Annotated in this window: 25 protein-coding genes; 9 read left to right on the forward strand and 16 right to left on the reverse strand. The window is 64.3% G+C overall.

The genetic code is table 11. The features are described from left to right. Positions 1–27: 27 nt before the first annotated feature. Complete coding sequence (locus tag HJY11_RS11745; RefSeq protein ID WP_208076145.1) at positions 28–2,160, forward strand: GGDEF/HDGYP domain-containing response regulator; 2,133 nt, start codon at positions 28–30, stop codon at positions 2,158–2,160. 64 nt (positions 2,161–2,224) lie between these two features. On the opposite strand, the gene HJY11_RS11750 is transcribed toward HJY11_RS11745, so the two are convergent. The 3 genes from HJY11_RS11750 to HJY11_RS11760 form a co-directional block, all read right to left on the reverse strand. Beyond that, positions 2,225–2,566 (reverse strand): DsrE family protein, encoded by a 342-nt coding sequence (locus HJY11_RS11750; RefSeq protein ID WP_208076146.1) that lies wholly within the window; start codon positions 2,564–2,566, stop codon positions 2,225–2,227. Between the two features lie 182 nt (positions 2,567–2,748). Beyond that, positions 2,749–3,615, reverse strand: a complete 867-nt coding sequence (locus tag HJY11_RS11755; protein ID WP_243764475.1) for a MerR family transcriptional regulator — start codon at positions 3,613–3,615, stop codon at positions 2,749–2,751. Between the two features lie 14 nt (positions 3,616–3,629). Further along, positions 3,630–5,882: an ATP-binding cassette domain-containing protein gene (locus HJY11_RS11760; RefSeq protein WP_208076147.1), complete on the reverse strand. Its 2,253-nt coding sequence runs from the start codon at positions 5,880–5,882 to the stop codon at positions 3,630–3,632. Between the two features lie 406 nt (positions 5,883–6,288). Between HJY11_RS11760 and HJY11_RS11765 the strand changes: the two genes are divergently transcribed. Next, positions 6,289–7,155, forward strand: a complete 867-nt coding sequence (locus HJY11_RS11765) for a DegV family protein (RefSeq protein ID WP_208076148.1) — start codon at positions 6,289–6,291, stop codon at positions 7,153–7,155. A gap of 67 nt (positions 7,156–7,222) precedes the next feature. On the opposite strand, the gene HJY11_RS11770 is transcribed toward HJY11_RS11765, so the two are convergent. The 3 genes from HJY11_RS11770 to HJY11_RS11780 all read right to left on the reverse strand — a co-directional run bounded on the left by HJY11_RS11770 (position 7,223) and on the right by HJY11_RS11780 (position 10,259). Continuing rightward, entirely contained in the window at positions 7,223–7,654 is a 432-nt protein-coding gene (locus tag HJY11_RS11770) for a hypothetical protein (RefSeq protein WP_208076149.1), read from the reverse strand. Between the two features lie 233 nt (positions 7,655–7,887). Beyond that, positions 7,888–9,426, reverse strand: a complete 1,539-nt coding sequence (gene cls, locus HJY11_RS11775; protein ID WP_208076150.1) for a cardiolipin synthase — start codon at positions 9,424–9,426, stop codon at positions 7,888–7,890. 59 nt (positions 9,427–9,485) lie between these two features. Continuing rightward, positions 9,486–10,259, reverse strand: coding sequence for a sirohydrochlorin cobaltochelatase (locus HJY11_RS11780; RefSeq protein ID WP_208076151.1), 774 nt, complete (start codon positions 10,257–10,259; stop codon positions 9,486–9,488). A 156-nt stretch (positions 10,260–10,415) separates the two neighbouring features. Here HJY11_RS11780 and HJY11_RS11785 point away from each other — a divergent pair, with 156 nt between their 5' ends. From HJY11_RS11785 to HJY11_RS11800, 4 genes are all read left to right on the forward strand, one after another. Further along, a complete protein-coding gene (locus HJY11_RS11785; protein WP_368041590.1) occupies positions 10,416–11,903 on the forward strand; it encodes an alpha-amylase in 1,488 nt (495 codons plus the stop codon). Between the two features lie 21 nt (positions 11,904–11,924). Continuing rightward, the gene (locus HJY11_RS11790) at positions 11,925–12,767 is read left to right on the forward strand and encodes an amidohydrolase family protein (RefSeq protein WP_208076153.1); all 843 of its coding nucleotides are present in this window, start codon (positions 11,925–11,927) and stop codon (positions 12,765–12,767) included. 413 nt (positions 12,768–13,180) lie between these two features. After that, positions 13,181–13,801 carry a potassium channel family protein gene (locus HJY11_RS11795; protein ID WP_208076154.1) on the forward strand — a complete coding sequence of 207 codons (621 nt, stop codon included), beginning with the start codon at positions 13,181–13,183 and terminating at the stop codon, positions 13,799–13,801. 22 nt (positions 13,802–13,823) lie between these two features. Continuing rightward, positions 13,824–14,480: a potassium channel family protein gene (locus tag HJY11_RS11800; protein ID WP_208076155.1), complete on the forward strand. Its 657-nt coding sequence runs from the start codon at positions 13,824–13,826 to the stop codon at positions 14,478–14,480. Positions 14,481–14,538: 58 nt separating this feature from the next. Here the strand turns inward: HJY11_RS11800 and HJY11_RS11805 are convergent, their stop codons facing one another. The 10 genes from HJY11_RS11805 to HJY11_RS11850 form a co-directional block, all read right to left on the reverse strand. Continuing rightward, positions 14,539–15,288: a biotin--[acetyl-CoA-carboxylase] ligase gene (locus tag HJY11_RS11805; RefSeq protein WP_208076156.1), complete on the reverse strand. Its 750-nt coding sequence runs from the start codon at positions 15,286–15,288 to the stop codon at positions 14,539–14,541. Next, the gene (locus HJY11_RS11810; protein ID WP_208076157.1) at positions 15,285–15,764 is read right to left on the reverse strand and encodes a YfcE family phosphodiesterase; all 480 of its coding nucleotides are present in this window, start codon (positions 15,762–15,764) and stop codon (positions 15,285–15,287) included. Before HJY11_RS11810 ends, HJY11_RS11805 begins: the two co-directional genes overlap by 4 nt. Before the next feature lie 124 nt (positions 15,765–15,888). After that, entirely contained in the window at positions 15,889–16,338 is a 450-nt protein-coding gene (locus HJY11_RS11815) for a hypothetical protein (protein WP_208076158.1), read from the reverse strand. Between the two features lie 106 nt (positions 16,339–16,444). Beyond that, positions 16,445–17,407: an inorganic phosphate transporter gene (locus HJY11_RS11820; protein ID WP_208076159.1), complete on the reverse strand. Its 963-nt coding sequence runs from the start codon at positions 17,405–17,407 to the stop codon at positions 16,445–16,447. A 159-nt stretch (positions 17,408–17,566) separates the two neighbouring features. After that, positions 17,567–18,394 (reverse strand): 16S rRNA (cytidine(1402)-2'-O)-methyltransferase, encoded by an 828-nt coding sequence (gene rsmI / locus HJY11_RS11825; protein ID WP_208076160.1) that lies wholly within the window; start codon positions 18,392–18,394, stop codon positions 17,567–17,569. A gap of 13 nt (positions 18,395–18,407) precedes the next feature. Beyond that, the gene (locus tag HJY11_RS11830) at positions 18,408–19,127 is read right to left on the reverse strand and encodes a tRNA1(Val) (adenine(37)-N6)-methyltransferase (RefSeq protein WP_208076161.1); all 720 of its coding nucleotides are present in this window, start codon (positions 19,125–19,127) and stop codon (positions 18,408–18,410) included. A gap of 86 nt (positions 19,128–19,213) precedes the next feature. After that, complete coding sequence (locus HJY11_RS11835; RefSeq protein ID WP_021661087.1) at positions 19,214–19,384, reverse strand: DUF362 domain-containing protein; 171 nt, start codon at positions 19,382–19,384, stop codon at positions 19,214–19,216. A gap of 60 nt (positions 19,385–19,444) precedes the next feature. Next, positions 19,445–20,317, reverse strand: a complete 873-nt coding sequence (locus tag HJY11_RS11840; RefSeq protein WP_208076162.1) for a PSP1 domain-containing protein — start codon at positions 20,315–20,317, stop codon at positions 19,445–19,447. A gap of 7 nt (positions 20,318–20,324) precedes the next feature. Continuing rightward, on the reverse strand, positions 20,325–21,266 hold the full coding sequence (locus HJY11_RS11845; protein WP_208076163.1) for a hypothetical protein: 942 nt from the start codon (positions 21,264–21,266) through the stop codon (positions 20,325–20,327). A 34-nt stretch (positions 21,267–21,300) separates the two neighbouring features. Continuing rightward, positions 21,301–21,624: a cyclic-di-AMP receptor gene (locus tag HJY11_RS11850; RefSeq protein WP_208076164.1), complete on the reverse strand. Its 324-nt coding sequence runs from the start codon at positions 21,622–21,624 to the stop codon at positions 21,301–21,303. 249 nt (positions 21,625–21,873) lie between these two features. Here HJY11_RS11850 and HJY11_RS11855 point away from each other — a divergent pair, with 249 nt between their 5' ends. From HJY11_RS11855 to HJY11_RS11865, 3 genes are all read left to right on the forward strand, one after another. Beyond that, positions 21,874–22,173, forward strand: coding sequence for a metalloregulator ArsR/SmtB family transcription factor (locus HJY11_RS11855; protein ID WP_208076165.1), 300 nt, complete (start codon positions 21,874–21,876; stop codon positions 22,171–22,173). Next, a complete protein-coding gene (locus tag HJY11_RS11860) occupies positions 22,170–22,790 on the forward strand; it encodes an SdpI family protein (protein ID WP_208076166.1) in 621 nt (206 codons plus the stop codon). The genes HJY11_RS11855 and HJY11_RS11860 overlap by 4 nt, the downstream gene beginning before the upstream one ends. 78 nt (positions 22,791–22,868) lie before the next feature. Further along, a complete protein-coding gene (locus HJY11_RS11865; RefSeq protein ID WP_208076167.1) occupies positions 22,869–23,732 on the forward strand; it encodes an alpha/beta fold hydrolase in 864 nt (287 codons plus the stop codon). The last annotated feature ends 34 nt before the right edge of the window (positions 23,733–23,766 follow it).

The following is a 23,766-nucleotide window of genomic DNA, read 5'->3' on the forward strand; positions in this document are numbered from 1 at the left end:
GAATTGCCTAAAAAGGAGGGACTGCCCGTGCAGGCACCCTGCCGCGACACCCTTTTAATCGTCGATGACTCTGAGCTCAACCGCGCGATTTTGCGGGAAATTTTTTACCGGGAATACCGGATCGAGGAGGCGGAAAACGGCCGCCTGGCCCTGGAGGTTGTCGCCCGGCAGAAAGACCGGCTGGCAGCCCTGCTTCTGGACCTGGTAATGCCCGAACTCGACGGCTTTGGGGTGCTGGAAGAACTGGCCCGACAGGGGCTGCTGGAGAGCATTCCAGTCTTTCTCATCACCGCCGAGACCTCAGCTGACATCGCCCTGCAGGGCTATGAAAACGGGGTGATGGATGTCATCAGCAAACCCATCACCGACCCCTCCATTGTGCGCAAGCGGGTGGGCAACGCGGTGGAGCTCTTTCGCGGGCGCAACCAACTGGCCCAACTGGTGGAAGAGCAGGTGCAGACCATCAAGGCCCAGTCGGAGAAGCTGCGCACCACCAATGCCTCCATCATCGACATGCTCAGCTCCGTCATCGAGTTTCGCAGCGGCGAGTCGGGCCAGCATGTGCGCCGGATTCGTCAGGCCACCCGAATGCTTTTGCAGCTGCTGGCCACCGAGTACCCGGCCTACCGCCTCGGCGCCGAGGAGATCGAGATGGTGGCCAGCGCCGCCGCCATGCACGACATCGGCAAGATCCTCATTCCCGACTACATCCTCAACAAGCCCGGCCGCCTCACTGCCGAGGAGTTTGAGGAGATGAAAAACCACACCGTCTACGGCTGCGATATCCTCGAGAGCATCCCCTTCTTTCAAGAACAAGAGCTCTTTCGCTACTGCTACGACATCTGCCGCCACCACCACGAGCGGTGGGACGGTCTGGGCTACCCCGACGGGCTGGCCGGCAGCGACATCCCCCTCTGGGCGCAGGTGGTCTCCCTGGCCGACGTCTACGACGCCCTGGTGAGCCAGCGGGTCTACAAAAAGCCCTATCCCCATCCGGTGGCGGTGGAGATGATCCGCAGCGGGGAATGCGGTGTCTTCAACCCTCTGCTGCTGGGCCTCTTTCTGCGGTGTGCAGACGAGCTGTACCAAGCTCTTTACCTGCAAGACGGGGAGGGAAAGACCCATTACACCCCGCCCATCGGCCTCCGGCGATCCGCCAGCTACCACCCGCCTGAGGCGCAGCAGCTCAGTGACCGCACCCTGGCCCTGTTGGAGAGGGAGCGGCAGAAGTACCACTGGCTCTCGGAGATGTCGGGGGAGATTCTCTTTGACTACGACCGGCAAAATGATTCGGTGGAGTTCACCGAGAAGTACCAGGAGGTGTTTGGCGACAGTCTGCGCATCCTCCACGCCAGCGACCACATCCACCGTGCCGGACAGATTTTCCCCGAGGACCTGCGGCGCATCGAGAGGGAGCTGCAAGCCCTCACCCCGGAAAACGCCCTCTACCGCACCGAGGTGCAACTGACTGTGCTGGGCGGGCAGCGGGTCTGGTTTGAACTCTACATGCGCTCCCTCTGGGAGGGGGAAAACGATCGGCTCTGCACCGGGTACATGGGCAAACTCTCGAGCATCGACGAGTTCAAGCGGGAGTCGGCGCGCTGGCGGCAGCAGGCCATGCACGACTACCTGACCGGGCTTTACAACCGCCAGGCGCTGGAGACCCGGGTGAACGCGGCTGTCTGCGACCCGGCGAGGCAGCCCTTCTCCCTTCTCTTTGTGGACCTGGACAACTTCAAGGCGGTCAACGACACCGGGGGCCACCTGGCAGGAGACCGGCTGCTGCGGGAGATCGCCGCCAAACTGCCCCAAAAGCTGCGGGCCACCGACATGGTGGCCCGTGTCGGCGGCGACGAATTCGCCGTCTTCTTGGAGGGGATGGAGCGGAAAGGCCTGCTGGCCAAAAAGGCCGGGGAGATCTGCCGCTTTTTTGGCGAGGAGTTGGGCCACCCGTCCCCGGGCATCTCGGCCAGCGTAGGCTGCGTGCGCTATCCCGCCGACGGGAAGGACTACAAAGCCCTGCTGCAGCGGGCAGACCGGGCCCTCTACACCGCCAAGAGCCGGGGCAAAAATCAGTTCGCCCTCTATGCCGGCGAGATGGAGGGGGAGCCGTATCGCCCACCTCTCCTTTTCTCCACCGAAAATGAACTCCCCCTGTAAAAAAGAGTGCGCCCTGGCGGCCCAATCGGCCTGCCGGGGCGCTTTTTGCCCAAACCTCTTTGGGTCAGGGCTTGATGTAGGAGAAGCCCTCTTCCTGCTTTTGGGCGATCTCCACCACCCCCGCGGGAACCACCCGCACAAAGCCCGGCAACTGCCGGGGATCGATCTGATTGGCCCGCAGGGCGTTTTGACAGACGGCCACCACCATCCCTTTTTCCGCCAGCTCTGCCAGGGCAGAGAGGTAGGGCGCTGCCGGCTCCACCAGCCCCTTTACCGCCGGGCCGTTGGCCACAATCTCCATTTGGCAGAAAATCCCCTCCCGCCGGCAGTAATCGTCCATATTCAGAGCGTTCCCCGCCGCCAGCTGCCAGGCTTCCATCTGATCCACATGGTATAAGACGTTCATCTCGCACCTCGCCTTTTCTCGCCGTCTGCCCCGTGCAGACAGGCGTTTTTCCCATTGTACCTCCACCGCCCAGGCGCAGCCACAGCCCACATTGGTTTTGGGTGGCTTTTTTGCGAAAAACAGGAAATGGGCGGCCCGGCACCAACCGCCGAGCCGCCCATTCCCTATTTTCGCCCGCCGCGCTACTCTGCCCGCTCCACCGGGAAGAGGACGGCGCTCACCAGCTCCGCCGGGTCGGAGACCATCCCCTCGTCGCGGATGTAGCGCTCGACCGAGGGGCCGCAGACCCGCCACTCGGGATGGGCTGCCAGATAGCTGCAGACCGCGTCATAGGCGACGTGAATCCCCTCATAAGGGCCGGTGTAGGTCGCCGCCACACAGCGCATGGCCGGGCGCAGAGAGACCCCCTCCCCTTCGCCACAGACCTCCACCTGGGCCTCGGCGTCTATCTCGTCGTAGTTAAATTCCTCCCCGTGGAAGAGCATCTGGGTGACGCCGGTGCGGCGCAGCCCCTCTTTTTCCACCTGGCGGTGGAGGTCGGCGAAGAGCTGGTGCACCTCGCCGATGGCGATCTTGCGGCGCAGGCTCAGCACCCGCTGGGCCGACGTCTCCATCACAATGACCTTTATATCCGATTGGCTCATATTGGTTCCCTCCGCGTCGCGGATACACGCCTCCATCAGGCGAAGGGCGTACTGCAACTCCCGCAGTTCGGCAAGGGCCTGGGCGTACCGCGCCCGCACCCGGGCGGCCAACTCCTGCGGGGACAGCTGCAACAAGCCGGGGATCTGCGCCAGGGGAAAGCCGAAACGCTGCAGCTTTTGAATGGCCAGCAGCTCTCGCAGCTGGGCCGCCTCGTAGTAGCGGTAGCCGTTGTCCGTCCCCACCCGGGCGGGGCGGAGCAGCCCCAGCTGATCGTAATGGCGCAGCATCCGGGCCGAGACCCGGGTCAGCCTGGAAAATTCGCCGATGGTGTACATGGTATCCTCCTGTCGATTGTCGTACTGGTTCGAACCGTGAAACCAGGATACACCTTGCCACTGTGACAAGGTCAACCCCTTTTTTACAGGAGGGCCTGCTTTAGGCAGAGGCCGGTGGCGGTCTTTTCTTCCGCCAGCTGGGCGGGGGTTCCGGCAAAGACCAGCTCTCCCCCCCGCCTGCCGCTGCCGGGGCCCAATTCCAGCACCCAGTCGGCCTGGGCGATTACCTGCATGTCGTGCTCGATGACCAGCACCGTGCTCCCCTGATCGGTCAGGCGGCGGAAGATGGCCAGCAGCCGCTCCACCTCGGAGATGTGCAGCCCGGCAGTGGGCTCGTCAAAGAGGTAGAGGGGGCTTTTCCTGCGCAGCTGGGCGGCCAGTTTGAGGCGCTGGCACTCGCCGCCCGAGAGGGTGCTCACCGGCTGCCCCAGGGAGAGATAGCCCAGCCCCACCTCTTGCAGCAGCCGCAAGGGGCGAACCACCTTGGGCTCGGTGAAGAAGTCCAGCGCCTCCTCCACCGAGAGGTCCAACACCTGGGCGATGTTCTTGCCCCGCAGGGTATAGGCCAACACCTCCTCCCCAAAGCGGCGGCCCTGGCAGGTCTTGCAGGTGGTGCGCACCGGCTCCAAAAAGGCCAGGTCGGTATAGACGTAGCCCGCGCCCTTGCAGTCGGGGCAGGCCCCTTTGGAATTGAAGGAGAAGCGGGCGGCGGGCACTCCGGCCGCCGCGGCAAAGAGGGCGCGGATCTCGTCGAAGAGTTTGGTATAGGTGGCGGGGGTGGAACGGGGAGAGGTGCCGATCCCCCCCTGGTCGATGAGCACCGCCTCGGGGTACTGGCGGCAGAAGGCCCGCGCCAGGGTGCTCTTCCCCGACCCTGCTGGGCCGCAGAGGGCGGTGACCGCCCCCTTGGGAAAGGCGGTGGAAAAGCCGGCCAGATTGTTTTCTCGCCCCGCTTCTAGGGGCAGCCACTCCCCCAGCGGACGGGGCTCTGCCAAGCGCAGGGGTTGGCGCAGGGCGCGGCCGGTGGCGCTCTCGCAGCCCGTCAGGCCAGACGGGGGGCCCTGGTAGACCACCTCGCCCCCCTGTTCCCCCGCGCCGGGGCCGATGTCCACCGCCCAGTCAGCCATGGCCATCACCTCGCGGCTGTGTTCCACCACCAACACCGTGTTCCCCCGGTCCCGCAGCCCGGCAAAGAGACGGCCGAGAAAGGGCAGGTCCCGGGGATGGAGGCCGATGCTGGGCTCGTCGAAGATGTAGAGCAGATCGGAGAGGGTACTGCCCAGGTGGCGCACCATCTTCACCCGTTGGCTCTCCCCACCTGAGAGGGTGGCGGTCTCCCGCCCCAAGTTGAGGTAGCCCAGCCCCACGTCCTGCAGCTGCTGCAGCTTCTCGGCAATGGCGGCGGCGATGGGGGCCTCCACCTCGCCTTTGAGGGAGCGCACCAGGGGGAGGAGCTCGTCCACCTCCATCCGGCACCAGTCGGCCAGATTGCGCCCGTCGATCTTGCAGGCGAGCACCCGTTGGCAGTAGCGATCGCCGTGACAGGTGGGGCAGGGGCCGCTGTGCAGGAAGGGGGCGATCTGCTCCCGCACCCGCTGGGAGAGGTTTTCCTGTTTGCGGAGGATGAAGAGGCGGGTGATCTTCTCCACCAGCCCCTCGTAGTCAAAGACAAAGGGGCCCGACTTGGAGGGCAGCTCCACCTTGGCCCCCGGCTTGCCGTGGAGGAGGATTTGCAGCTCCGCAGGGGTGTAGTCGCGCAGGGGCTTGTCGCAGTCGAAGAGGCCGGAGAGGACATAGGTCTTCCAGTACCAGGAGCCGGCCGGGAAGACGGGGAAGAGGATGGCCCCCTCGTTGAGGGAGCGGTCAAAGTCCAGCAGCAGCTCCTCTCGCAGGGCGGTCTTGACCCCCAGGCCGTTGCAGTCGGGGCAAGCTCCCTCGGGGTCGTTAAAGGAGAAGGAGCCCGCGCTCCCGGCGCTGGGGCGGCCCACCCGGGAGAAGAGGAGGCGCAACAGGGGCTGCAAGTCGGTGGCGGTGCCCACGGTGGAGCGGGAACTGCCGCCCAAACGGTTTTGCCCCACCACGATCGCCGGAGAGAGGTGGGAGATGACCCCGGCTTTGGGCCGGGGAAACTTGGGCAGCCGGTTTTGCACATAGGCCGAATAGGTCTCCCCCAACTGGCGCTGGGCCTCGGCCCCCAGGGTGTCAAATACCAAAGAGGATTTGCCCGACCCCGACACCCCGGTAAACACGGTGACGGCCCGCTTGGGGATGTCCAGACAGATGCCCTTGAGATTGTGCTCCCGCAGATTTTCCAGGTGAATGTATTCCCGCTCCATTGTCTCACTCCGCCTTTCTCTGTGCAAAGCCCGCTGTCAGGCAGGCCCCATTTCGCCCTTCAGGATACCAACTTTTTGCCTTTGAGACAAGGGCAACCGTCCGCCTTTTCCCGCACCGCGACCGCCGCTGTGTGCTATACTTTTTAGCAAAGGAGGCGCTGGCCGCCTCGGCAAAAACAGGTGATAGCAGCCAAAGTCAAGTTGTGAAGGGCGAAAATCAAAAAATTTACGAATTTTTCTCGATTTTTTTTAAAATCCTGTTATCATATAAGATAACTCTACCGCGTGGCCGCCAACGAATGGCAGCCGGAATGGCTGCCCTGGCTGGACGGCCCTTTTTACGCGTTCCCCTCAAAACGATTTTATGCCGCGCTGCAGGGCGCGGCGAAAGAAGGATGTGTCCCCTTTGAACCCCCAAAAAATTGCCATACTCACCGACACCTGCGCCGACATCCCCGCCGAACTGGCGGCCAGGCACCAAATTTTCACCCTTCCCCTGACCATCTCTTTTGGGGAAGAGCACTTTCGTGACGGGGTGGACATCACCCCCTCCCAGGTCTACCGGCGAATGGCGGAGGAACTGCCCAAAACCTCTCTCCCTTCGGGCGAAACCATCCTCAGCCTCTTTGCCCAGATGCGGGAACAGGGATATGAAAGGGTGCTGGCCATCCTCTTTTCCAGCGGTCTCAGTGGCACCTACCAGACTGTCAAGCTGATGGGCGAGGGGTTCCCCGGGCTGGAGGTGGCGGCCTTTGACACCCGCAGCGGCAGCCTGGGCACCGGTCTCACCGTGCTGGAGGCGGCCCGCTTTGTGGAGGAAGGGCGCACCTGGAACGAAATTTGCGCCCTGATCCCCCGTCTCATCGCCAACACCACCGTCTTTTTCTGCGTGGACACCCTAGAGTACCTGCAAAAGGGCGGTCGCATCGGCAAGATCACCGCCATTGCCGGCACCATGCTGCAGATCAAGCCCATCATCTCCTTCACCCCGGCGGGGGAGCTCATCAATGTAGCCAAGGTGCGAGGGCGGGCCCAGTCCATCGAGCGGGTGACCCAACTGGCAGCCGACTGTTACCGTCCCGGGCGGCGCTGCAACATTGCCACCGCCCACGGAGACGCCCCCGAGGACGGGGCAAAGGCAGCCAAGCTGTTGCGGCAGAAGGTGCCCGCCTATCAGCGCCACTTCGAGGGGATCGTGGATTGCACCCTGGGTTCCCACACTGGGCCCCATCTCATCGGCGCTGGCATCCAGCTGCTGGACGACGACATGTAGTGAAACGCCCCTCCCCAGGGGGACAGGGAAGAAAAAGAGCCGAAGGCGTTTGCCTTCGGCTCTTTTTTCAACTCTTTTTGACAAAATCCCGCCCACAGCGGGAACAGTGGATCTGAATCTTCCCCCGCCCGCGGGGCACCCGCAGCTTCTGCCCGCACCCGGGGCACTTGAAGATGCGGTAGGCGCGTCGAGCCTCCCTCTCGGCACGGCGCTGCGGGGCCTCGGCGGCATGGAGGGCCGCCCTTTTTGCCGCCGGAGAAAACCAGCCGAGGAACCACCGGTTCTCCCGCTCTCTGGCCTCGGTATTTTTGGAGAGCATCCGCCAGAAGGCAAAGAGCCAGATCGCCCAACAGATCCAGAGCACCCAGCGCTGCCCCAGCAGCTGTCCCACAAAGGAGAGCAGCGCCCCCACTGCAACCAAAAAGAGGGAGAGTCCATCCACCCCCCGCCGTCCGGCCATGAGCTGGCGGATTCGCCCCCAAAGGCCGCCCATCGGCATCGCTCATCCTCCCTTTCTCCCACCGGCACAACAGACCGGTCAACTGATGATCTAGTATAGGGGAGAATTTTGACCCACCTGCGAAAAAATTGTGACCAAACTGTGTTTTTCTTCTCTCCCCACCACCGGCGCGGCCTATGCTGCATCTAAAAAACGGTATACTCGAAAACAAATTTCACGGGAAAAAGGCCGGGCGCCCTGGGTGCTCGGCCGCTCTCCCCTAAGGGCGGCTGTCACATCAGCGGGGCAAAGGCCCGCAGACAGGCCCGGCCCAACCTTTTTGGCCAGGGCACGTTGCGGCAGTCGTCCAGAGTGATCTCCTGGCACTCCAGCAGGGTGCGGAGAAACTCCTCCTTGATCTGCAAAACGCTGCGGGTGCGGTAGAGCCAGGCCGCGCACTCGAAGTGGAGGTAGAGGCTGCGGTAGTCCATGTTGATGGTCCCCACCACCCCGTACTCGTCGTCCACCGAGAAGGTTTTGGAGTGGATAAATCCCGGGGTGTACTCGTAGATGCGGACCCCGCACTCCACCAGCGACTCGTAGTAGGCCCTGGTGACAGCGTGAACATACCACTTGTCGGCGATATGGGGGGTGATGATCCGCACGTCCACCCCGCTCTTGGCGGCAATGCAGAGGGCGGTGACCATCTCGTTGTCGATGATGAGGTAGGGGGTGGTGATATAGACATAGCGCTTGGCCTTGTTGATGAGGTTGAGGTAGACTGTCTCCCCCACCGCCTCGTCATCCAAGGGGCTGTCGCAGAACGTCTGCACGTAGCCATCTCCGGCGGAGACCGGTCCGTCCCGCTTGGCGTCGTAGAGGAAGGGGGCAAAGTCCTCGGTCTCGCCCCGGGTGAAATCCCAGACGGTGAGGAACATCACCGTCAGGTTGTCCACCGCCCGCCCCCGCAGGAGGATGGCCGAGTCCTTCCAACGGCCGTGTTTTTCATAGGCATTGATGTACTCGTCGGCCAGGTTGATGCCGCCGGTGAAGCCGGTGTGGCCGTCGATGACACAGATCTTGCGGTGGTCGCGGTTGTTGAAGCGGCTGCTGAGCACCGGCACAAAGGGGTTGAAGACGCAGCTCTTGATGCCCAGCTGTTCCAGCTGGCGGTCGTAGCGGTAGGGCAGGGTCATGATGCTGCCCAGGTCGTCGTACATCACCCGCACGTCCACCCCCTGGGCGGCTTTGCGCACCAAAATCTCGAGGATGCTGTCCCACATCACCCCCGGTTCGATGATGAAGTACTCCAAAAAGATAAAGCGCTCGGCCCGCTCCAACTCGGCCTTCATCTGCTCAAACTTGCTCTCTCCAGAGGGGAGAAACGCGCTGAAACTGTCCTTGGTGAGGGGGGCGTAGGCCCGCTTTTCAATGTACCTGGCCTGGTTGGCCGCCTCTGGGTCCTCCTCCTCCAACTGACGCAGCACCGGGTTTTCGGCGGGGAGCAGCCGGTGCACCTCCTCCCGCAGGGGGGCCATCTGCCTCTTCTCGCGGCGGGAGAGGTGGTTTTGCCCGAACATCAGGTAGAAGAGCCCGCCAAAGATGGGAAAGAGGAGGATGGGGATGATCCAGGCGATCTTGTAGCCGGGATTGCTGCGGCCGTTGATGATGATCAGCACCACCAGCAAGCTGAGCAGAAAGCAAATGAGGAAAAAGTAGACAAAGTACTGCTCAAACCGGACCAGCATCAGCACCAGCAGCGCCAACTGCAGGAGGATGGCCGCCCCCACCAGCACCACCCGGTGAAAGAGCATCCGCACGATTTTCTTCATCTCTCAAAACCCCTTTTCGCGGTATATAAGACAAGCATACCATCCGCCGGCGATCCCTGTCAAACCGAGTCGAGACCGGCGGAGGCCAGGGCGTTTTCCAGGTGCCGGCAGTAGAGGGCCCGCAGGGCGGGCAGTTCGGCCAGCCCCTGGCAGAGCGGGCGAACAGTCAGTCCCATCTCCCGCAGGCGGGAGAGCCAGCTGTCGGGACCGGGGCCGGCCATCTCCCGCCGGACATGTCCGCCGGCGCAGACCAACAGGGGGGCCAGGGCGCAGCGGCGGTACCCCGCCCGCAGCAGCTGCTGCCCCGCCGCCTCGGGGCCGCCGCTCACCATGGCCCCCAGCGCCACCCGCGCGGGCAGGGCAGCCGCCAGGGGCCGATAGGGGGCCATCCCCGCCGCACGGCTGCCGTGGGCCATCAACACCAGGCCCTCGTCCTCCTCCAGCGAAATGCCCCCGGCCAGCGCGCGGGCCACCTGGATACAGTCCTCCTCGCTGAAGAGGAGGGGGCGAGCCACCGCCAAGCGCGGCAACCGGGGGCGCAGGGCGGCCAACTGGGCGACAAGGGCGGCGTACTCCCCCCCAGCTGCCAGATAGGTGGGGAGGACGGCCAGCGCCCCTCCTGCTGCCGCCAGCGCCTCGAGGGCAGCGGGAAGGTGGGGGGTGGGGTGTCCCTGCTGGGTGAGGGCCGCCGCCAAACGGCAGCTGGCAAAAGTCCGCTGCACCGACCAGCCGGGAAAGGCGGCGGCCAGTTCCCCCTCCAATGCGCCGGCAGCGGGGGCGTAATCGGTCCAACGGGCGGTGCCGAACCCGGCCAACAGGATGGTTTTCCCCATCTGCGCTCCTCCCCTCTCAACGGATCGTTGCCTTTAGTGTACGGTCGGGCGCCCCGATTGTCAACGGTCGGGCGGTTGCCTTTTGCGGGGAATGGAGGTATGATGTTGTCATTGTTTCCCGGGGCGCGCGCCCCGGCAAGAGAGGAAGGTTGTTCTGTGAAAAACCCCACTGCCATGCAGTATTTTGAGTGGTATCTCCCCGCAGACGGCCGGCTCTGGCGGCAGGCCGAGGCCGAAGCTGCCCGCCTGGCAGCCGACGGGATCACCGCCCTCTGGCTTCCCCCCGCTTACAAGGGAGCAGCCGGCAGGGAGGACGTGGGATACGGCGTCTACGACCTCTACGACCTGGGGGAATTCGATCAGCGGGGGTCGGTGGCCACCAAGTACGGCACCAAGGCCGAGTATCTGGCGGCAGTCAAGGCCCTCCAGCGGGAGGGGATCGCCGTCTGGGCCGACGCAGTGCTGGATCACCGCATGGGGGCTGACGGCACCGAGCAGGTGGCTGCCACCCCCTATGACTGGGTGGACCGATACCGGCAGACCGGTCCAGCCCGTCCCATTTCGGCCTGGACCTCCTTCACCTTCCCCGGCCGGGGCGGGCGCTATTCTAACTTCTGTTGGAACTGGAGCCATTTTGACGGCATCGATTGGGACGATGCCACCGGTGAAAAAGCCATCTTCAAGTTTCAGGGCAAGGAGTGGGACAGCGAAGTCGACCGGGAAAACGGCAACTACGACTATCTCATGGGGGCCGACGTCGACTTGGGCAACCCCCAGGTGGTGGAGGAGCTGACCCGCTGGGGGCTGTGGTACCTAGATGAGACCGGGGTGGACGGTTTTCGCATCGACGCGGCCAAGCACATCCGCTTCACCTTTTTCCGCGACTGGCTGCACGCCCTGCGCCGCCTCACCGGCAAGCCGGTCTTTGCCGTGGGGGAGTACTGGAACCAGAGCGCCGACGCCCTCTGTCACTACATTGGGGTCACCGGCGGTTCCCTCTCCCTCTTTGACGTGCCGCTGCACCAGCAGTTTTGCACCGCCTCCCACAGCGGGGGGAACTTCGACATGGGCTCCCTGGGTCAAAACGCCCTGGTGCAGCGAGCGCCCCAGCTGGCGGTCACCTTTGTAGACAACCACGACACCCAGCCCGGCCAGGCGCTGCAGTCCTGGGTAGACGGGTGGTTTAAACCCCTGGCCTACGCCTACATCCTCCTGCGCAGCGAGGGGCTGCCCTGTGTCTTTTACGGCGACTACTACGGCATCCCCCACGACGGGATCGCCCCGGTGGGCCAACCCCTCTCCGCCCTGCTCTGGGCCCGGCAGGCCTGCGCCTGGGGCCCCCAGATCGACGCTTTCGACGACCGGGATGTGGTGGGGTGGAGCCGTCAGGGCGACCCCAGCCACCCCGGTTCCGGCCTCTGTGCCGTGCTGACCGACGGCCCCGGCGGGCAAAAGCGGCTCTTTGCCGGGCCAAATCTGGCGGGCAAGACCCTGATTGACTGCCTGGGCGGCCAGAGGGAACAGATCGCCGTGGGAGCTGACGGCTGGGTCACCCTGCCAGTCGGCGGCGGCTCCTGCTCGGTCTGGGTGCAAAAGGAGACCTGGCTGGCCCGCCCCTGCCGCACACCCGGTGCCCAGTTCTGAGCGGCCAAAGGAGGTTTTTTCGTGCCCCAATACATCATCGACGCCCACACCCACATCTTTCCCCGAAAAATCGCCGCCAAGGCGGCCTCTTCCATCGGGGAATTTTACAGCCTGGACATGCAGTTTGACGGGATGACCCACGAACTGCTGGAGGAGGGCGACCGCTGCGGCGTGGCCCTCTTTCTAGTCTGCTCGGTGGCCACCAAGGCCGAACAGGTGCCATCCATCAACGACTTTGTCGCCTCCAAGGTAAAGCTGCACCCCGACCGCCTCATCGGCCTGGGGGCCCTGCACCCGGAGATGAAAGACCCCTATGCCGAGATCGATCGGATCATCTCCCTGGGACTGCGGGGGATCAAACTCCACTCAGATTTTCAGTGCTTTGACATCGACGATGAGCGGATGATGCCGGTCTACTGGCGGCTGGCCGAACGGGGGCTGCCCGTCCTCTTTCACACCGGGGACGCCCGCTACGACTACTCCCGCCCGGAGAAGTTGGCCCGGGTGGCGCGGGCGGTGCCCGGGCTCACCTGTATCGGCGCCCACTTCGGCGGCTACCAGCGCTGGGAGGAGGCAGCCCAGACCCTCTGTCTGCCCAACGTCTATGTGGACTGTTCCAGCAGTCTCTTTGCCCTTGGGCGGGAGGAGGCCCTGGCCCTCATCGACCGCTTTGGTCCCGACAAGGTCTTTTTCGGCACCGATTTCCCCATGTGGGACTGCGCCGCCGAACTCGATCGCCTCTATTCCCTGCGGCTGCCCCAGGAGACACTGGACAAAATTTTCTGGCAGAACTTCTGCCGCCTCTTTTCGGTGCCGGCCTCCCAGTTGGAAGACTACTACCGCGCCCATCCCCAGTTCCGCTAAGGCCTGTCCTCCGGGCAGGCAAAGAGATGGCGGCCCCACCGCGCCGCCGGATCCGCCTCTCTATCGGGACCGCTTGCCCCGGCCGCGCTCCTTGCTGCCGCAAAAGAGCGCACAGCAGACAAATCCCACCAGAAAGCCGCCCCAGGCGCAGAGCACCCCAATCCAAATCGCCACTTTTCCCTTCCCCCCTTCGGCGGGCCGCCGGACGGCCCCTCTGTTTTCAGTATATGTGGCGAGAGGAGAAGTGTCCCCGCATTTTGCGCATCTTGGGCAAAGGAAGCCGGCTCACAGGGGAGAAATTGCCCCTTTTCGAGAAAAAAGGCCGCTTTCCTTCCCCTGGGGGCTATGCTATAATTGGGATACTTACAGACGAGGCAGGAATTGCGCAATATGAGAAAGAGGGTTTTTGAGGGATGAATATCGTAGTGGTCGGCTGCGGCAAGGTGGGTTCGAGCCTGGCTAAAAAACTGCAGCGGGACGGGCACGACGTGGCTGTGGTGGATGAGGCGGAGGAGCGCTTTGAGCGCCTGGGCGACAGCTTTGACGGCATCACCGTGGCCGGAGTGCCCTTTGACGAGGAGGTCCTCAAGGCCGCCGGCATCGAGGGATGCGACGCCCTGGCTGCCGTCACCCAGGACGACAACATCAACATCATGGTGGGCCAGGTGGCCCGAGAGCTCTTTTCGGTGCCCACCGTCATCACCCGCATCTACGACCCTGCCCGCAAGGACGTATTCGTCCACTTCGGGCTGCACACCGTCTGCCCCACCAACCTGACGGTGGACGCCATTACCCAGTCGCTGACCACCGGTTCGGCACGGCAGTACGCCACCTTTGGCTCCACCACCCTCTCCTACGTCTACCTGCCGGTGGAGCCCGGCCAGGTGGGGCGGCAGACCGACTGCCTGTCCCTGGAGGCGGGGTTGCAGCTGCTGGGGGTCTTGCACGGCGACACCACCATGGAGCTGTGCTGTCGCAACCCCATTGCCCTGCGCCCCGGGGACACCCTGATCGCCGTAAAAATCGTCGACTGAATATGAGAGAAGAGGAAACAAGATGAACGTCGTTATTGTTGGCGGGGGGAAAATTGGCCTCTATCTCGCCGAGACACTGCTCAACCACGGCCACCGGCCCCACGTGGTGGAAATCGACAAGCGCACCTGCGCCCACCTGGCCGACACCCTGGACATCCCTGTCATCTGCGGGGACGGCACCACCATCGAGGCGCTGGAGAGCGCCGACGTGGGGACAGCCGACGCCCTCATCAGCGTCTCCGGACGGGATGAGGACAACCTCATCTCCTGCCAGCTGGCAAAGATGAAGTTCGGGGTCAAAAAGACGGTCGCCCGGGTCAACAACCCCCGCAACCTGCGGGTGATGAAAAAGCTGGGGGTGGACGTGCCGGTCTGCACCACCAACAACATTGTGCGGGTCATCGAGCACGAGGCGGACAACGCCCAGATCAAACTGCTCATGAGCCTCAACGCCGGGGCGGCCTCTCTCAACGAGATCGTCATCCCCGACCACTTTCCCAAGGCCGGGCAGACCCTGGCCGAGATCGGCCTGAGCAAGGACGTGGTGGTGGTCACCATCACCCGGGGGGAGGAGATGCTCATCCCCCGCGGCGAGACCACCCTGGAGAGCGGCGACAAGGTGATGGTCATCGCCAAAAACCACTCCCTCCACGACATCAACGAGCTCTTCGGCAGATGAGAGAAAAAAGAAAAAGGGAGGGCGGACCGGCCAAAAAGCCGAGCCGCCCTCCCTTTTTTCACCGGTAGCCGTAGAGGCCCCGCACCGAGGCCTCGCCGCTGCAGACCGGCACGATTTGACCGCCGATCTCCACCAAGAGCGAGCCGTCCTCCCCCACGTCCACCGCCCGGCCCACCGCCTCACGCCCCTCCCAGAGGACCCGGACAGTGTGCTCCAAGGTGGCGCTGCGGGCCCGATAGGCAGGGAGGAGGGGGGGAAGCCCCTGGGCGAGAAACTGCTGGACGCGCCGGTCGCAGTGGGCGAGCACCTGCACAGCCAGCTCCTGGGGGGCGAGGCGGACACCGCACTCGCTCAGGAGAGAGCCGCCGTGGGGCAGCTGCCAGCGGGCAAAATCCGCCGCCGTCTGGGTCAGGTTGACCCCAATGCCGCAGACAGCGGCGGTCTCCTCCCCCACGACCCCCTCGCAGAGGATGCCGCACACCTTTTTGCCCCCCACCACCAGGTCGTTTGGCCACTTGATCTCCGCCCTGCAGCCGGCGGCCTCCTCCAGCGCCTCGGACACCGCCAGGCCGACGCAGAGGGGCAGGGCCACCACCTGCCGCAATTCGATGCCCTTGAGGACAAAGGAGAGGGCCATCCCGCTGTCGGCGGTGTCGGCCCAGCTCTTGCCGCGGCGGCCCCGGCCCGCTGTCTGCCGCAGCGCCAGCACCGCCGCCCCGTCGGGCAGGTCGGCCAGGTGGGTCTTGCAGTGGGTGTTGGTGGAACCCAGTTCGGCAAAGACCCGGGGGACCCGCTCCAGCCGGCTCATCCGCGCACCTCCGCCACACTGAAGAGAACGCCGCTCTCCCGCACGTCCAGCACCCCGTAGGTGGGCGGCCCCTCCTTCGGGTGGGCAATGCTGCCGGGGTTGAGGAGGTAGACCCCCTCTCTGTACTCCTGGCAGGGGGTGTGGCTGTGGCCGAAGAGGACCACGTCCGCCCCCAGCTGCCGGGCCTTGTCCCAGAGGTGGTCGGTGCTGAACTTGGCCCCGTAGTGGTGTCCATGGGTAAAAAAGAGGGTGTGGCCCTCGACCTGTTGCGTCTGCTCCGCCGGCTCCTCGCTGCCAAAATCACAGTTGCCCCGCACCGCCCAGAACTGCAGCTGCGGGTGGTTTTGCCGCAGGGCCTGCAAGGCGCCCTCGCTGTCCCCCAGGTGGATGTAGGCGGCGCACTCGGGGTGGCTGCGGATCACCCGCTCCATCCCCCCGAGCTTGCCGTGGTTGTCCGAAAAGACGATGAACTTCAAACCCCTGCCCCCCATCTGCCAGGCGGCGCCCGGCACACTCTTTCTGCCCCCTACTCTAACACAAAAACGCCCCGGTGAAAAGGGCGGCTACCTTTCACCGGGGCGCATTTTCTTCACCTTGCTGTCAGCTCTTTTTGACCCCAATGCGGGCCAGGGTCTCGGTGGCCTGGGCGACCACAGCGGCCAACAGGGCCTCCCGCGGCCCTTCGGCCAGGGCATAGAGGGCCTCCAAATCCCGCTCCATCTCCGGCAGATGGGCGAGGATGTCACCCCCCCGGCCGTTTTGACGGGCGCATTTCAGCGCCTGCACGGCGGTCCCCAACCAGTCCAACAAGGGCTGGGCCAACGGGGACAGCCGCCCCCCCAGGGCTCGGGCCAGGGCCACGCATTGGCGCAGCTGGCTGTACAGGGCGCAGAGGTCCTCCCTGTCCACCGGCAGGATGAAGGCCCGCTGGATCATCAGATAGCCCTGTCCCCCCTCCCGGGGGGCCGGTTTCCCTCGACAGAGGGCCGACAGCTCCTCCAACACCTGACCCACGCAGGAAAAGAGCCTATTCTCACTTTTCAAATGCATTGTTTTTTCCTCTCCCGAAACAATTTGGGCGGGCAGAGAAGAGCTTTCTCCGCCCGCATACCCTCTATCTCTATGCCCCTTTTAAGCGGGATATGCCGGGAAGTGCTCACAGGCGGATGAGAAACTTGGTGAGGAAGAAACCCAGCGCCCCGCAGACGGGAAAGGTGTAGAGCCAGCCCTTGAAGATGTCCATCACCACCGAGACGTTGACCTTTTTCACCGACTGGCGGGCGCAGGCGCCGACGATGGCGGTGGTCTTGATGTGGCTGGTGCTCACCGGCACCCCAGTGAGGCTGGCGGTGAGCAGCCCTGCGGAGGAGGCCACGTCGGAGGCAAGGCCCTGGTACTTCTCCATCCGCACCATGTCCATCCCCACCTTTTTGATGATTTTAAAGCCCCCCATCAGGGTGCCCACCGTCATCACCGCCGAGACGGTGACCAGGGCCAGGGGGCCGATCTCCCCCACCGCGTAGCGGTAGGCGCCCAGAAACTTGAGGCCGTCCTGGGCGCCGTGGAGAAAGGCGGTGCAACACAGAAAGGCCACCTGCCCCCGGTCGATGGCCCGCTCGGTGCGAAAGCGGCCCCGGCCGTCGGCCAGCAGCGCGAGGACGGCAGCCACCAGGTACCCGGCAATGAAGCCGAAGGCCACCGAGATGACAAAGCCCTTGAGCACCTTGACCCACTGGGCAAAATTTACCGACTCAAGCGACCAGTTGACCGCCAGGGCCCCGCCGGTGAGACCGGCGATGAGGCCGTGGCTCTCGGAGGTGGGGACCCCCAGCGTCCAACCGAAAAAGCCCCAGAGTGCGATGGTGAGAAGGGCAGCCAGCACCACCGCCTGCCCCGCCCCGGTGGGGATGCGCACCAGGGAGGAGATGGTGTCGGCCACGCTGGAATTGAGCCGGTACATCACCAACACCCCCAGGAAGTTGCAAGCCCCTCCCAGGGCCGCCGCGGTGACAGGGCGAAGGGCCCGGGTGCAGACCGCGGTGGCCATGGCGTTGGGCGCGTCGGTAAAGCCGTTGATAAAGACGGCGGCGGCAATGCCCCAAAAACAGAGCAGTTCCATCTCCTCACCCCTCTCGCCAAACGGTGGCGGCGCGCCGGCACGCGCCGCTCACCCCTACTATATGTCGTCGCCAGCAGGGCCAGAACCGGGGCAGAGAGGCGCAAAAAAGCGGGCAGACGGCGCCTGTCTGCCCACTTGTTTTCCACTTTTTGAGGGGTGTTACCGCCCTTCCTGCAGGGCGGTGTAAATTTGCGATTTGCGGTGGCCGGTCTGGCGGGCGGCCTCCTTGCAGGCGGCGGTGGGGGCCTGCCCCTCCTCCACCAGGCGGCGGGCCAGGGCGACGGCCTCTTCCAGGGCAACCTGAACGGGTTGGGGCGGGGTGTACCCCTCCACCACCAGCACGTATTCCCCCTTGGGGGAGTGGTCGGCATAGTGTTCCAACGCGCCGCTGAAGGTGGTTCTCACCACCTCTTCGTGGAGCTTGGTCAACTCCCGGCAGAGGGCGACCCGGCGATCCCCCAGCCCCTCCCTCAGGTCCTGCAGGGTGGTGAGGAGCTTGTGGGGCGCCTCGTAAAAGACGAGGGTGTGGCGCATCTGGCGAATTTCCTCCAGGTGGGCCAGCCGGTTTTTGCGGGTGGTGGAGAGAAACCCCTCAAAGGAGAAGCGGCTGGTGGGCAGCCCGCTGACGGCCAGGGCGGCGATGACCGCGCTGGGGCCGGGCACCACCTCGATCGCCACCTCCCGCTCCCGGCAGAGGCGCACCAGGTCCTCCCCCGGGTCGGAGATGCAGGGCATCCCCGCATCGGTGACCACAGCGCAGCTCTCCCCGGCGAGAATCCGGCCCACGATCTCCTCTCCCCGGGCGCGGATGTTGTGCTCGTAGTAGCTGACCATCGGCTTTTTCACACCGAAGCGGTTGAGGAGCTTGAGGGTGACCCGGGTGTCCTCAGCGGCAATAAAATCGCAATTTTGCAGCACCTCCAGCGCTCGGGGCGAGAGGTCCCCCAGATTGCCGATGGGGGTGCCCACCACATATAATTTTGACACGTTGTTTTCCTCCTCACAGGGGTTTGTAAAGGCCGTTGAAAGCGGGGTTGGGGGCGCCGTCGGGCCCCTGGGTGTAAAGGCAGCCCTCCACCCGCAGGGAGGGACGGCCCCCCTTGCGCCCCTCTATCAAAACAAGCCAGGGTGCGCTGCCGGGGCGGCCGCCCACCAGCTGCAGCCGCTTGGGTTCCAGCCCTGTGCCGCGCAGGGCGGCAAAGACCTCTGCCAACCGCTGGGGGCGCTGGCAAAGGCAGAACCGGCCGCCGCTGCGCAGCAGCCGGGCCGCACTGCGGCAGACGTCTTCCAGGGTGCAGCCCCCTTCCTGCCGGGCCAGGCGGGCGCTGGCAGAGACGTTGGCCGGACCGGTGTCCGCCCGAAAATAGGGCGGGTTGCAGGTGACCAGGTCAAAAGCCCCGGCGGGAAGGCGGCCCTCCAACCGGCGCAGATCGGCCTCCAGCGGGTAGAGGGGCGGGTTGCCCGAGCGGGCCACCGAGCGGGCAAAGAGCCGGACGGCCGCCGGCTGCAGTTCGACCCCGTCCACCCGGGCGGGGCGGAAGTCCCGCCAGAGGAGAAAAGGGATGATGCCACAGCCACAGCCCAGGTCGGCCACCCGATCGCCCCGGCGAGGGGCGGCAAAGCGGGCCAGCAAAAAGGCGTCGAGGCCGAAGCGGTGCTCGCCGCTTACCGACAGGAAAAGGCCCCTGCCCAGCGCCTCCTCCCCCTGCGCTTTTTCCATCTTCTCCCCCCCTTTTTCGGGCATAGAGAAGCGGGCGGCAGACATCCACTGCCCGCCGCCCGCTGGTATGCATGATGTGCTGTTTCCTACTCCGCCTGGGGAGCGCCCACCGGGCAGACGCCGGCACAGGAGCCGCAGTCGATGCAGGTGTCTGCGTCGATCACGTACTTGCCGTCGCCCTCGGAAATCGCGTTTACGGGGCAAGCCGCCTCGCAAGCGCCACAGCTGATGCAATCGTCATTGATCTTGTAAGCCATTGGAATTCCACCTCCCTCATGTTACCCCTATTCTAACATACTTTCGTGAAATTACAAGAATTATTCGGCAACTTTTTTGTCGCCTTTATGGCCGCCCTGGCGGCCCCCGTCCCGGGCTTTCCCGGCGCGAATGACGGTGACATCCTCCCTCTGGAAAACCTTGGGGGGTGCGGCCTCATCCTTTTGCAAGCTGACTTTTAGCCGCCCGGTGATGACGTTTGCCTCGGTGACCACACCGGGCCCCTCGGCGGTCTTGACTAAGGAGCCGGGGCGAGGGGTGAGGCGGCCAAACTCCTCATACCCCTTCTGCTCGTACTTGAGACAGCACATCAGCCGCCCGCAGGTGCCGGAGATTTTGGTGGGGTTGAGGGAGAGGCCCTGTTCCTTCGCCATCTTGATGGAGACCGGCTGGAACTCGCCCAGGAAGGTGGAGCAGCAAAACGGCCGCCCGCAGACCCCCAGGCCCCCCAACATCTTGCTCTCGTCGCGCACCCCGATCTGGCGCAGCTCGATGCGGGTGCGAAAGACCGAGGCCAGATCTTTGACCAGCTCGCGAAAATCGACCCGGCCGTCGGCGGTGAAGTAAAAGAGGATTTTGCTGCCGTCAAAGGTATACTCCACGTCGATGAGCTTCATGTCCAGGTGGAACTTCTCAATCTTTTTCAAACAGACCGCATAGGCCTCTTTTTCTTTTTTTCGGTTGCGCGCAAGCTTGTCCAGGTCCTCCTGGGTGGCGGCGCGCACCACCTTTTTTAAGGGTTTGACGATGGTGCCGTCGGCCACCTGGCGGTTGGCCATGGCCACCTGCCCGCACTCGATGCCGCGGGCGGTCTCCACGATCACCCGGGAGCCCTTGGGCATCTGCACCCCGTCGGGGTCGAAATAGTACACTTTGCCCACGTTTTTAAAACGCACGCCAATTACTTCTGCCATCTTGCAATCACTGCCCTCCTTCGTGTGCCGCCCGGGCCAGCCGGTCGCTAAGGCCGGCCTGCAGGAGCGACAAGTTGCAGTTTCGCTGTAAGAAAACCCTGGCCCGGGCAAGCTCCCGGTAGAGGGCCTCGGTGTTTAAGTGAATGATCTCCCCGTCCGCCTTCATCCGCAGGGGGAAGGGGGGGACCTTGCCCAGGGCCAACCGCTGGCAGTAGGGCAGCAGCTGGGTCAGCTCCTCGAGCAGGGCGCCCATCTCGTCCCGGTTTTTGGGGCGGTAAAGGGCAGCCGCCACCGCCGACAGGCGGCGCTGGGCCAGCGCCCCCAGCAAATCGAGGGCCGCCTGCACCTTTGCCTGTATGGCCGGCCCCTCCTCCTCGCTCAAGTAGCGATCGACCGAGCCGATGGCCCCGCCAAAGAGGTGGGCGGCAAAGGCGGTCTCGCCGCCGCCCCGGCCAAGGCCGGCAAAGTGCTCGATGCACTCCTCGGGCGAAGGGGGGAGAACGGGGAAACAGACCACCCGGGAGAGAACGGTGGGCAGTAGGGCCTGCCGGCTCTCGGCGGTGAGGAGGAAGAGGGCGTGTTCCGGCGGCTCCTCCAACACCTTGAGCAGGGCGTTCTGGGCCTGGGGGGTCATCTCCCCCGCGCCCCCGATGAGGGTGATCTTCTTCTCCCCCTCGTTGGGGCGGAGATAGATGTCCTCGATGATGGCGCGCACCTCGTCCACCGAGATGCTGCTGCGCTCCCCCGAGGTGACCACCCGCAGATCGGGATGGTTCCCCTCCTCCACCTGGCGGCGAATCCGCTCCGCCTGTTCTGCCGGCCGGTCCTGGCAGAGCACCTGGGCGGCAAACAAAACAGCAAGGGTGTATGTACCGCACCCTTGCTGGCCCTCAAAAAGGATGGCATGGGGCAAACGCCGCGCGTCAACCATGGCGCGCAGCGTTTGCAAAACCAGGGGATTGCCCTTGAATTCAGATGTAAAATCAGTACTTTTCAAATCTGGAGACATCGGTCACAAAGATGGTGGCGCCGCCGACGGTCACCTCGATGGGGTAGGCCGAGGACAGCCCTGCGCCATAGGCGATGGAAGAGGGGACGATCTGGGTGCGGCGCTTGCTGTTCTCCTCGATGATGCCCAGCACCTGCTCAACCTTTTCGTCGTCTGTACCGATGATGAAGGTGGTGTTGCCCGCCAGCAGGAAACCGCCGGTGGTGGCGAGCTTGGTGACCGAGAACCTCTCCTTGGTCAATGCGCTTTGGACCGCGCTGGAATCGTCTTTGTTTACGATAGCAAATATCAGTTTCACGATATGGCCCTCCTTTAACTGGGTGATAAAAGGTGCTCCCTTTTGGTATCTTCATTTTACCATCTTTCGCCGCAAAAGGCCATAGGTTTTTGTCAGAAATGCAAAAATTCTTCGCCTTCACGGCCCCCTTTTTTGCCGGGACGGTGCGCCCCTTTTCAGCCGGCTTGACAGGGGGAGAAAATCAGTGTATCCTTACATTTAATTATTAAGTTAAATATTAAATATATGTTTGCGAAGGGATGTGTTTTTATGGGATTGCAGGAGACGCTGCGGGCGCTGGCCGACCCCACCCGCCGGGAAATCTTGGAGCTGGTGCGGGATCGCGCCCTTCCCGCCGGGGAGATCGCCTCCCACTTCCCCTGTTCGGGGGCGGCCGTCTCCCGCCACCTGTCGGTGCTGCGGGAGGCGGGCCTCTGCCGCGCCCAGAGGGAGGGGACCCACATCTACTACCAGGCCGAGCTCTCGGTGGTGGAGGAGTTGCTCCACTGGGCGGCCGGTCTCGCCGGGCAGGAGGTCACCGCTCCCCAGGGCGAGGAGGTCGAGGGATGAAGGGGCGCGACAGGCGGCTCTGGCTGCTCATCGGCCTCATGCTGGCGGCCGCCCTCTGCTGCCTGCCCTTTCTGCCCGCCGTCATCCCCGCCCAGTGGAATGACAGCGGGGTGAGCGGACGGGCCAGCCGGCTGCTCCTGCTGGTCTTTCCCGCTCTGGCCGCCGGGTTCCACCTGCTCCGCCGCGCCCAGCTCGTCCCCGGCAACCCAGGGGGGATAGGCCCCTCCTGGGGGGCAGCCCTCCTTCTCTTTGGCGCACAGCTCTTCCTCACCGGAAACGGGCTGGGGCTCTGGACCATCGGGCGGGCTGACAGCCGGCTGCTGCTGCCCCTGGCGAATATGATCGTGGGCGCCCTGCTGCTCTGGTGGGGCAACTCCCTCCCCAAGTCGAGGGAGGAGAGCGGCCGCGGCATCAAGGCCCCTGCCGCCCTCCTCGACCGGGAGAACTGGCGCCGCACCCAGCGCTTTGGCGGGCGCGTCTGGTTCGCCTGCGGCCTGGCCGCTCTCCTTGCCGCCCTGCTGCCTGTCCCCTGGAATGGGGCGATCCTGCTGGCGGCTATTTTGACCGCTGTCCTCCTTCCCCGGCTGTACAGCTCCCTTATTTTTAAAAACAAATAGTATAAAAAGAAATAAATACACTAACAGGAGAGCGCGCCTCCCCCTTGCGGCCCACCTTCCCGTGGCAGGAGGTGCCCCTTGAAGAGCATTTACCACTCCCCCGCAGCCAAGCGCGACGCCTTGGCCCTCTACGATGCACAGCTGCAAAAGCTGGACCTTCCCTTCCGCGACCTATACATAGACACCGATTTCGGCCGCACCCATCTGGTGGAGACCGGCGAACTGTCGGGCCCGCCCCTGCTGGTCTTTCACGGAGGCAATCCCACCGCCGCCTACAACCTGCTGACCTGCCGATTTCTCGCCGCCGATTTTCACCTCTACGCGGTGGACATTGTGGGCCACCCGGGGAAGAGCGCCGAGACCAGCCCCCCCGCCCGCAGCTACGCCTATGGCCGGTGGGCCAGCCAGGTCGTTGCCGGACTGGGATTTGAACGGATGCGCTGCCTGGGTGGCTCCTTCGGCGCAGGGGTGCTGGCCAAATGGATGTGTGTGGCCCCCCAACAGGTGGAACGGGCGGTCCTCTGTGTTCCCGCAGGCATCAAAAACGCCCTGCCCCTGGGAGCGGCGGCCATGATGGTGCCCCTGATCCAGTACCGATTGACCTGCGATCCCCGCTATGTCAAGCGGGCGGCCCCCTACATGTCCATCACCGAGGAGGCGCTGGACGCCGATACCTTGGAGACGGTGCAGATGAGCTTTGACTGCGTCAAGACCAAGGTGGGGATGCCCAGCAACGTCAGCCCCCGGCGGATGGGCCGCTGTGCCGCCCCCACCCTGGTGCTGGCCGGGGAGCGCGACCCGCTCTTCCCCGCCCACAAGGTGCTGCCCCAGGCCGAAGCGATCCTGCCCCACTGCACCACACGGCTGTTGGCAGACCGGGGCCATATCAACACCCTGACCGAGGGAGAAAAGGGAGAGATCGTCTCCTTTTTAAAGGGGTAGGGGCCCCGCTTTCGCGCAAAAACAGCCGGCAGAG

Source organism: Bittarella massiliensis (ex Durand et al. 2017) (assembly GCF_017566145.1).
Lineage (GTDB): Bacteria > Bacillota > Clostridia > Oscillospirales > Ruminococcaceae > Bittarella > Bittarella massiliensis_A.

What these genes read in the sequence shown, in the direction of transcription:
- HJY11_RS11795 (WP_208076154.1), top strand. Translation starts at nt 13,181, where the DNA reads ATGAATATCGTAGTGGTCGGCTGCGGCAAGGTGGGTTCGAGCCTGGCT.
- HJY11_RS11830 (WP_208076161.1), bottom strand. Translation starts at nt 19,127, where the DNA reads ATGGAAAAAGCGCAGGGGGAGGAGGCGCTGGGCAGGGGCCTTTTCCTG.
- HJY11_RS11860 (WP_208076166.1), top strand. Translation starts at nt 22,170, where the DNA reads ATGAAGGGGCGCGACAGGCGGCTCTGGCTGCTCATCGGCCTCATGCTG.
- HJY11_RS11855 (WP_208076165.1), top strand. Translation starts at nt 21,874, where the DNA reads ATGGGATTGCAGGAGACGCTGCGGGCGCTGGCCGACCCCACCCGCCGG.
- HJY11_RS11760 (WP_208076147.1), bottom strand. Translation starts at nt 5,882, where the DNA reads ATGGAGCGGGAATACATTCACCTGGAAAATCTGCGGGAGCACAATCTC.
- HJY11_RS11770 (WP_208076149.1), bottom strand. Translation starts at nt 7,654, where the DNA reads ATGCCGATGGGCGGCCTTTGGGGGCGAATCCGCCAGCTCATGGCCGGA.
- HJY11_RS11805 (WP_208076156.1), bottom strand. Translation starts at nt 15,288, where the DNA reads ATGAGCCGGCTGGAGCGGGTCCCCCGGGTCTTTGCCGAACTGGGTTCC.
- HJY11_RS11800 (WP_208076155.1), top strand. Translation starts at nt 13,824, where the DNA reads ATGAACGTCGTTATTGTTGGCGGGGGGAAAATTGGCCTCTATCTCGCC.
- HJY11_RS11780 (WP_208076151.1), bottom strand. Translation starts at nt 10,259, where the DNA reads ATGGGGAAAACCATCCTGTTGGCCGGGTTCGGCACCGCCCGTTGGACC.
- HJY11_RS11815 (WP_208076158.1), bottom strand. Translation starts at nt 16,338, where the DNA reads ATGCATTTGAAAAGTGAGAATAGGCTCTTTTCCTGCGTGGGTCAGGTG.
- HJY11_RS11840 (WP_208076162.1), bottom strand. Translation starts at nt 20,317, where the DNA reads ATGGCAGAAGTAATTGGCGTGCGTTTTAAAAACGTGGGCAAAGTGTAC.
- HJY11_RS11750 (WP_208076146.1), bottom strand. Translation starts at nt 2,566, where the DNA reads ATGAACGTCTTATACCATGTGGATCAGATGGAAGCCTGGCAGCTGGCG.
- HJY11_RS11835 (WP_021661087.1), bottom strand. Translation starts at nt 19,384, where the DNA reads ATGGCTTACAAGATCAATGACGATTGCATCAGCTGTGGCGCTTGCGAG.
- HJY11_RS11820 (WP_208076159.1), bottom strand. Translation starts at nt 17,407, where the DNA reads ATGGAACTGCTCTGTTTTTGGGGCATTGCCGCCGCCGTCTTTATCAAC.
- cls (WP_208076150.1), bottom strand. Translation starts at nt 9,426, where the DNA reads ATGAAGAAAATCGTGCGGATGCTCTTTCACCGGGTGGTGCTGGTGGGG.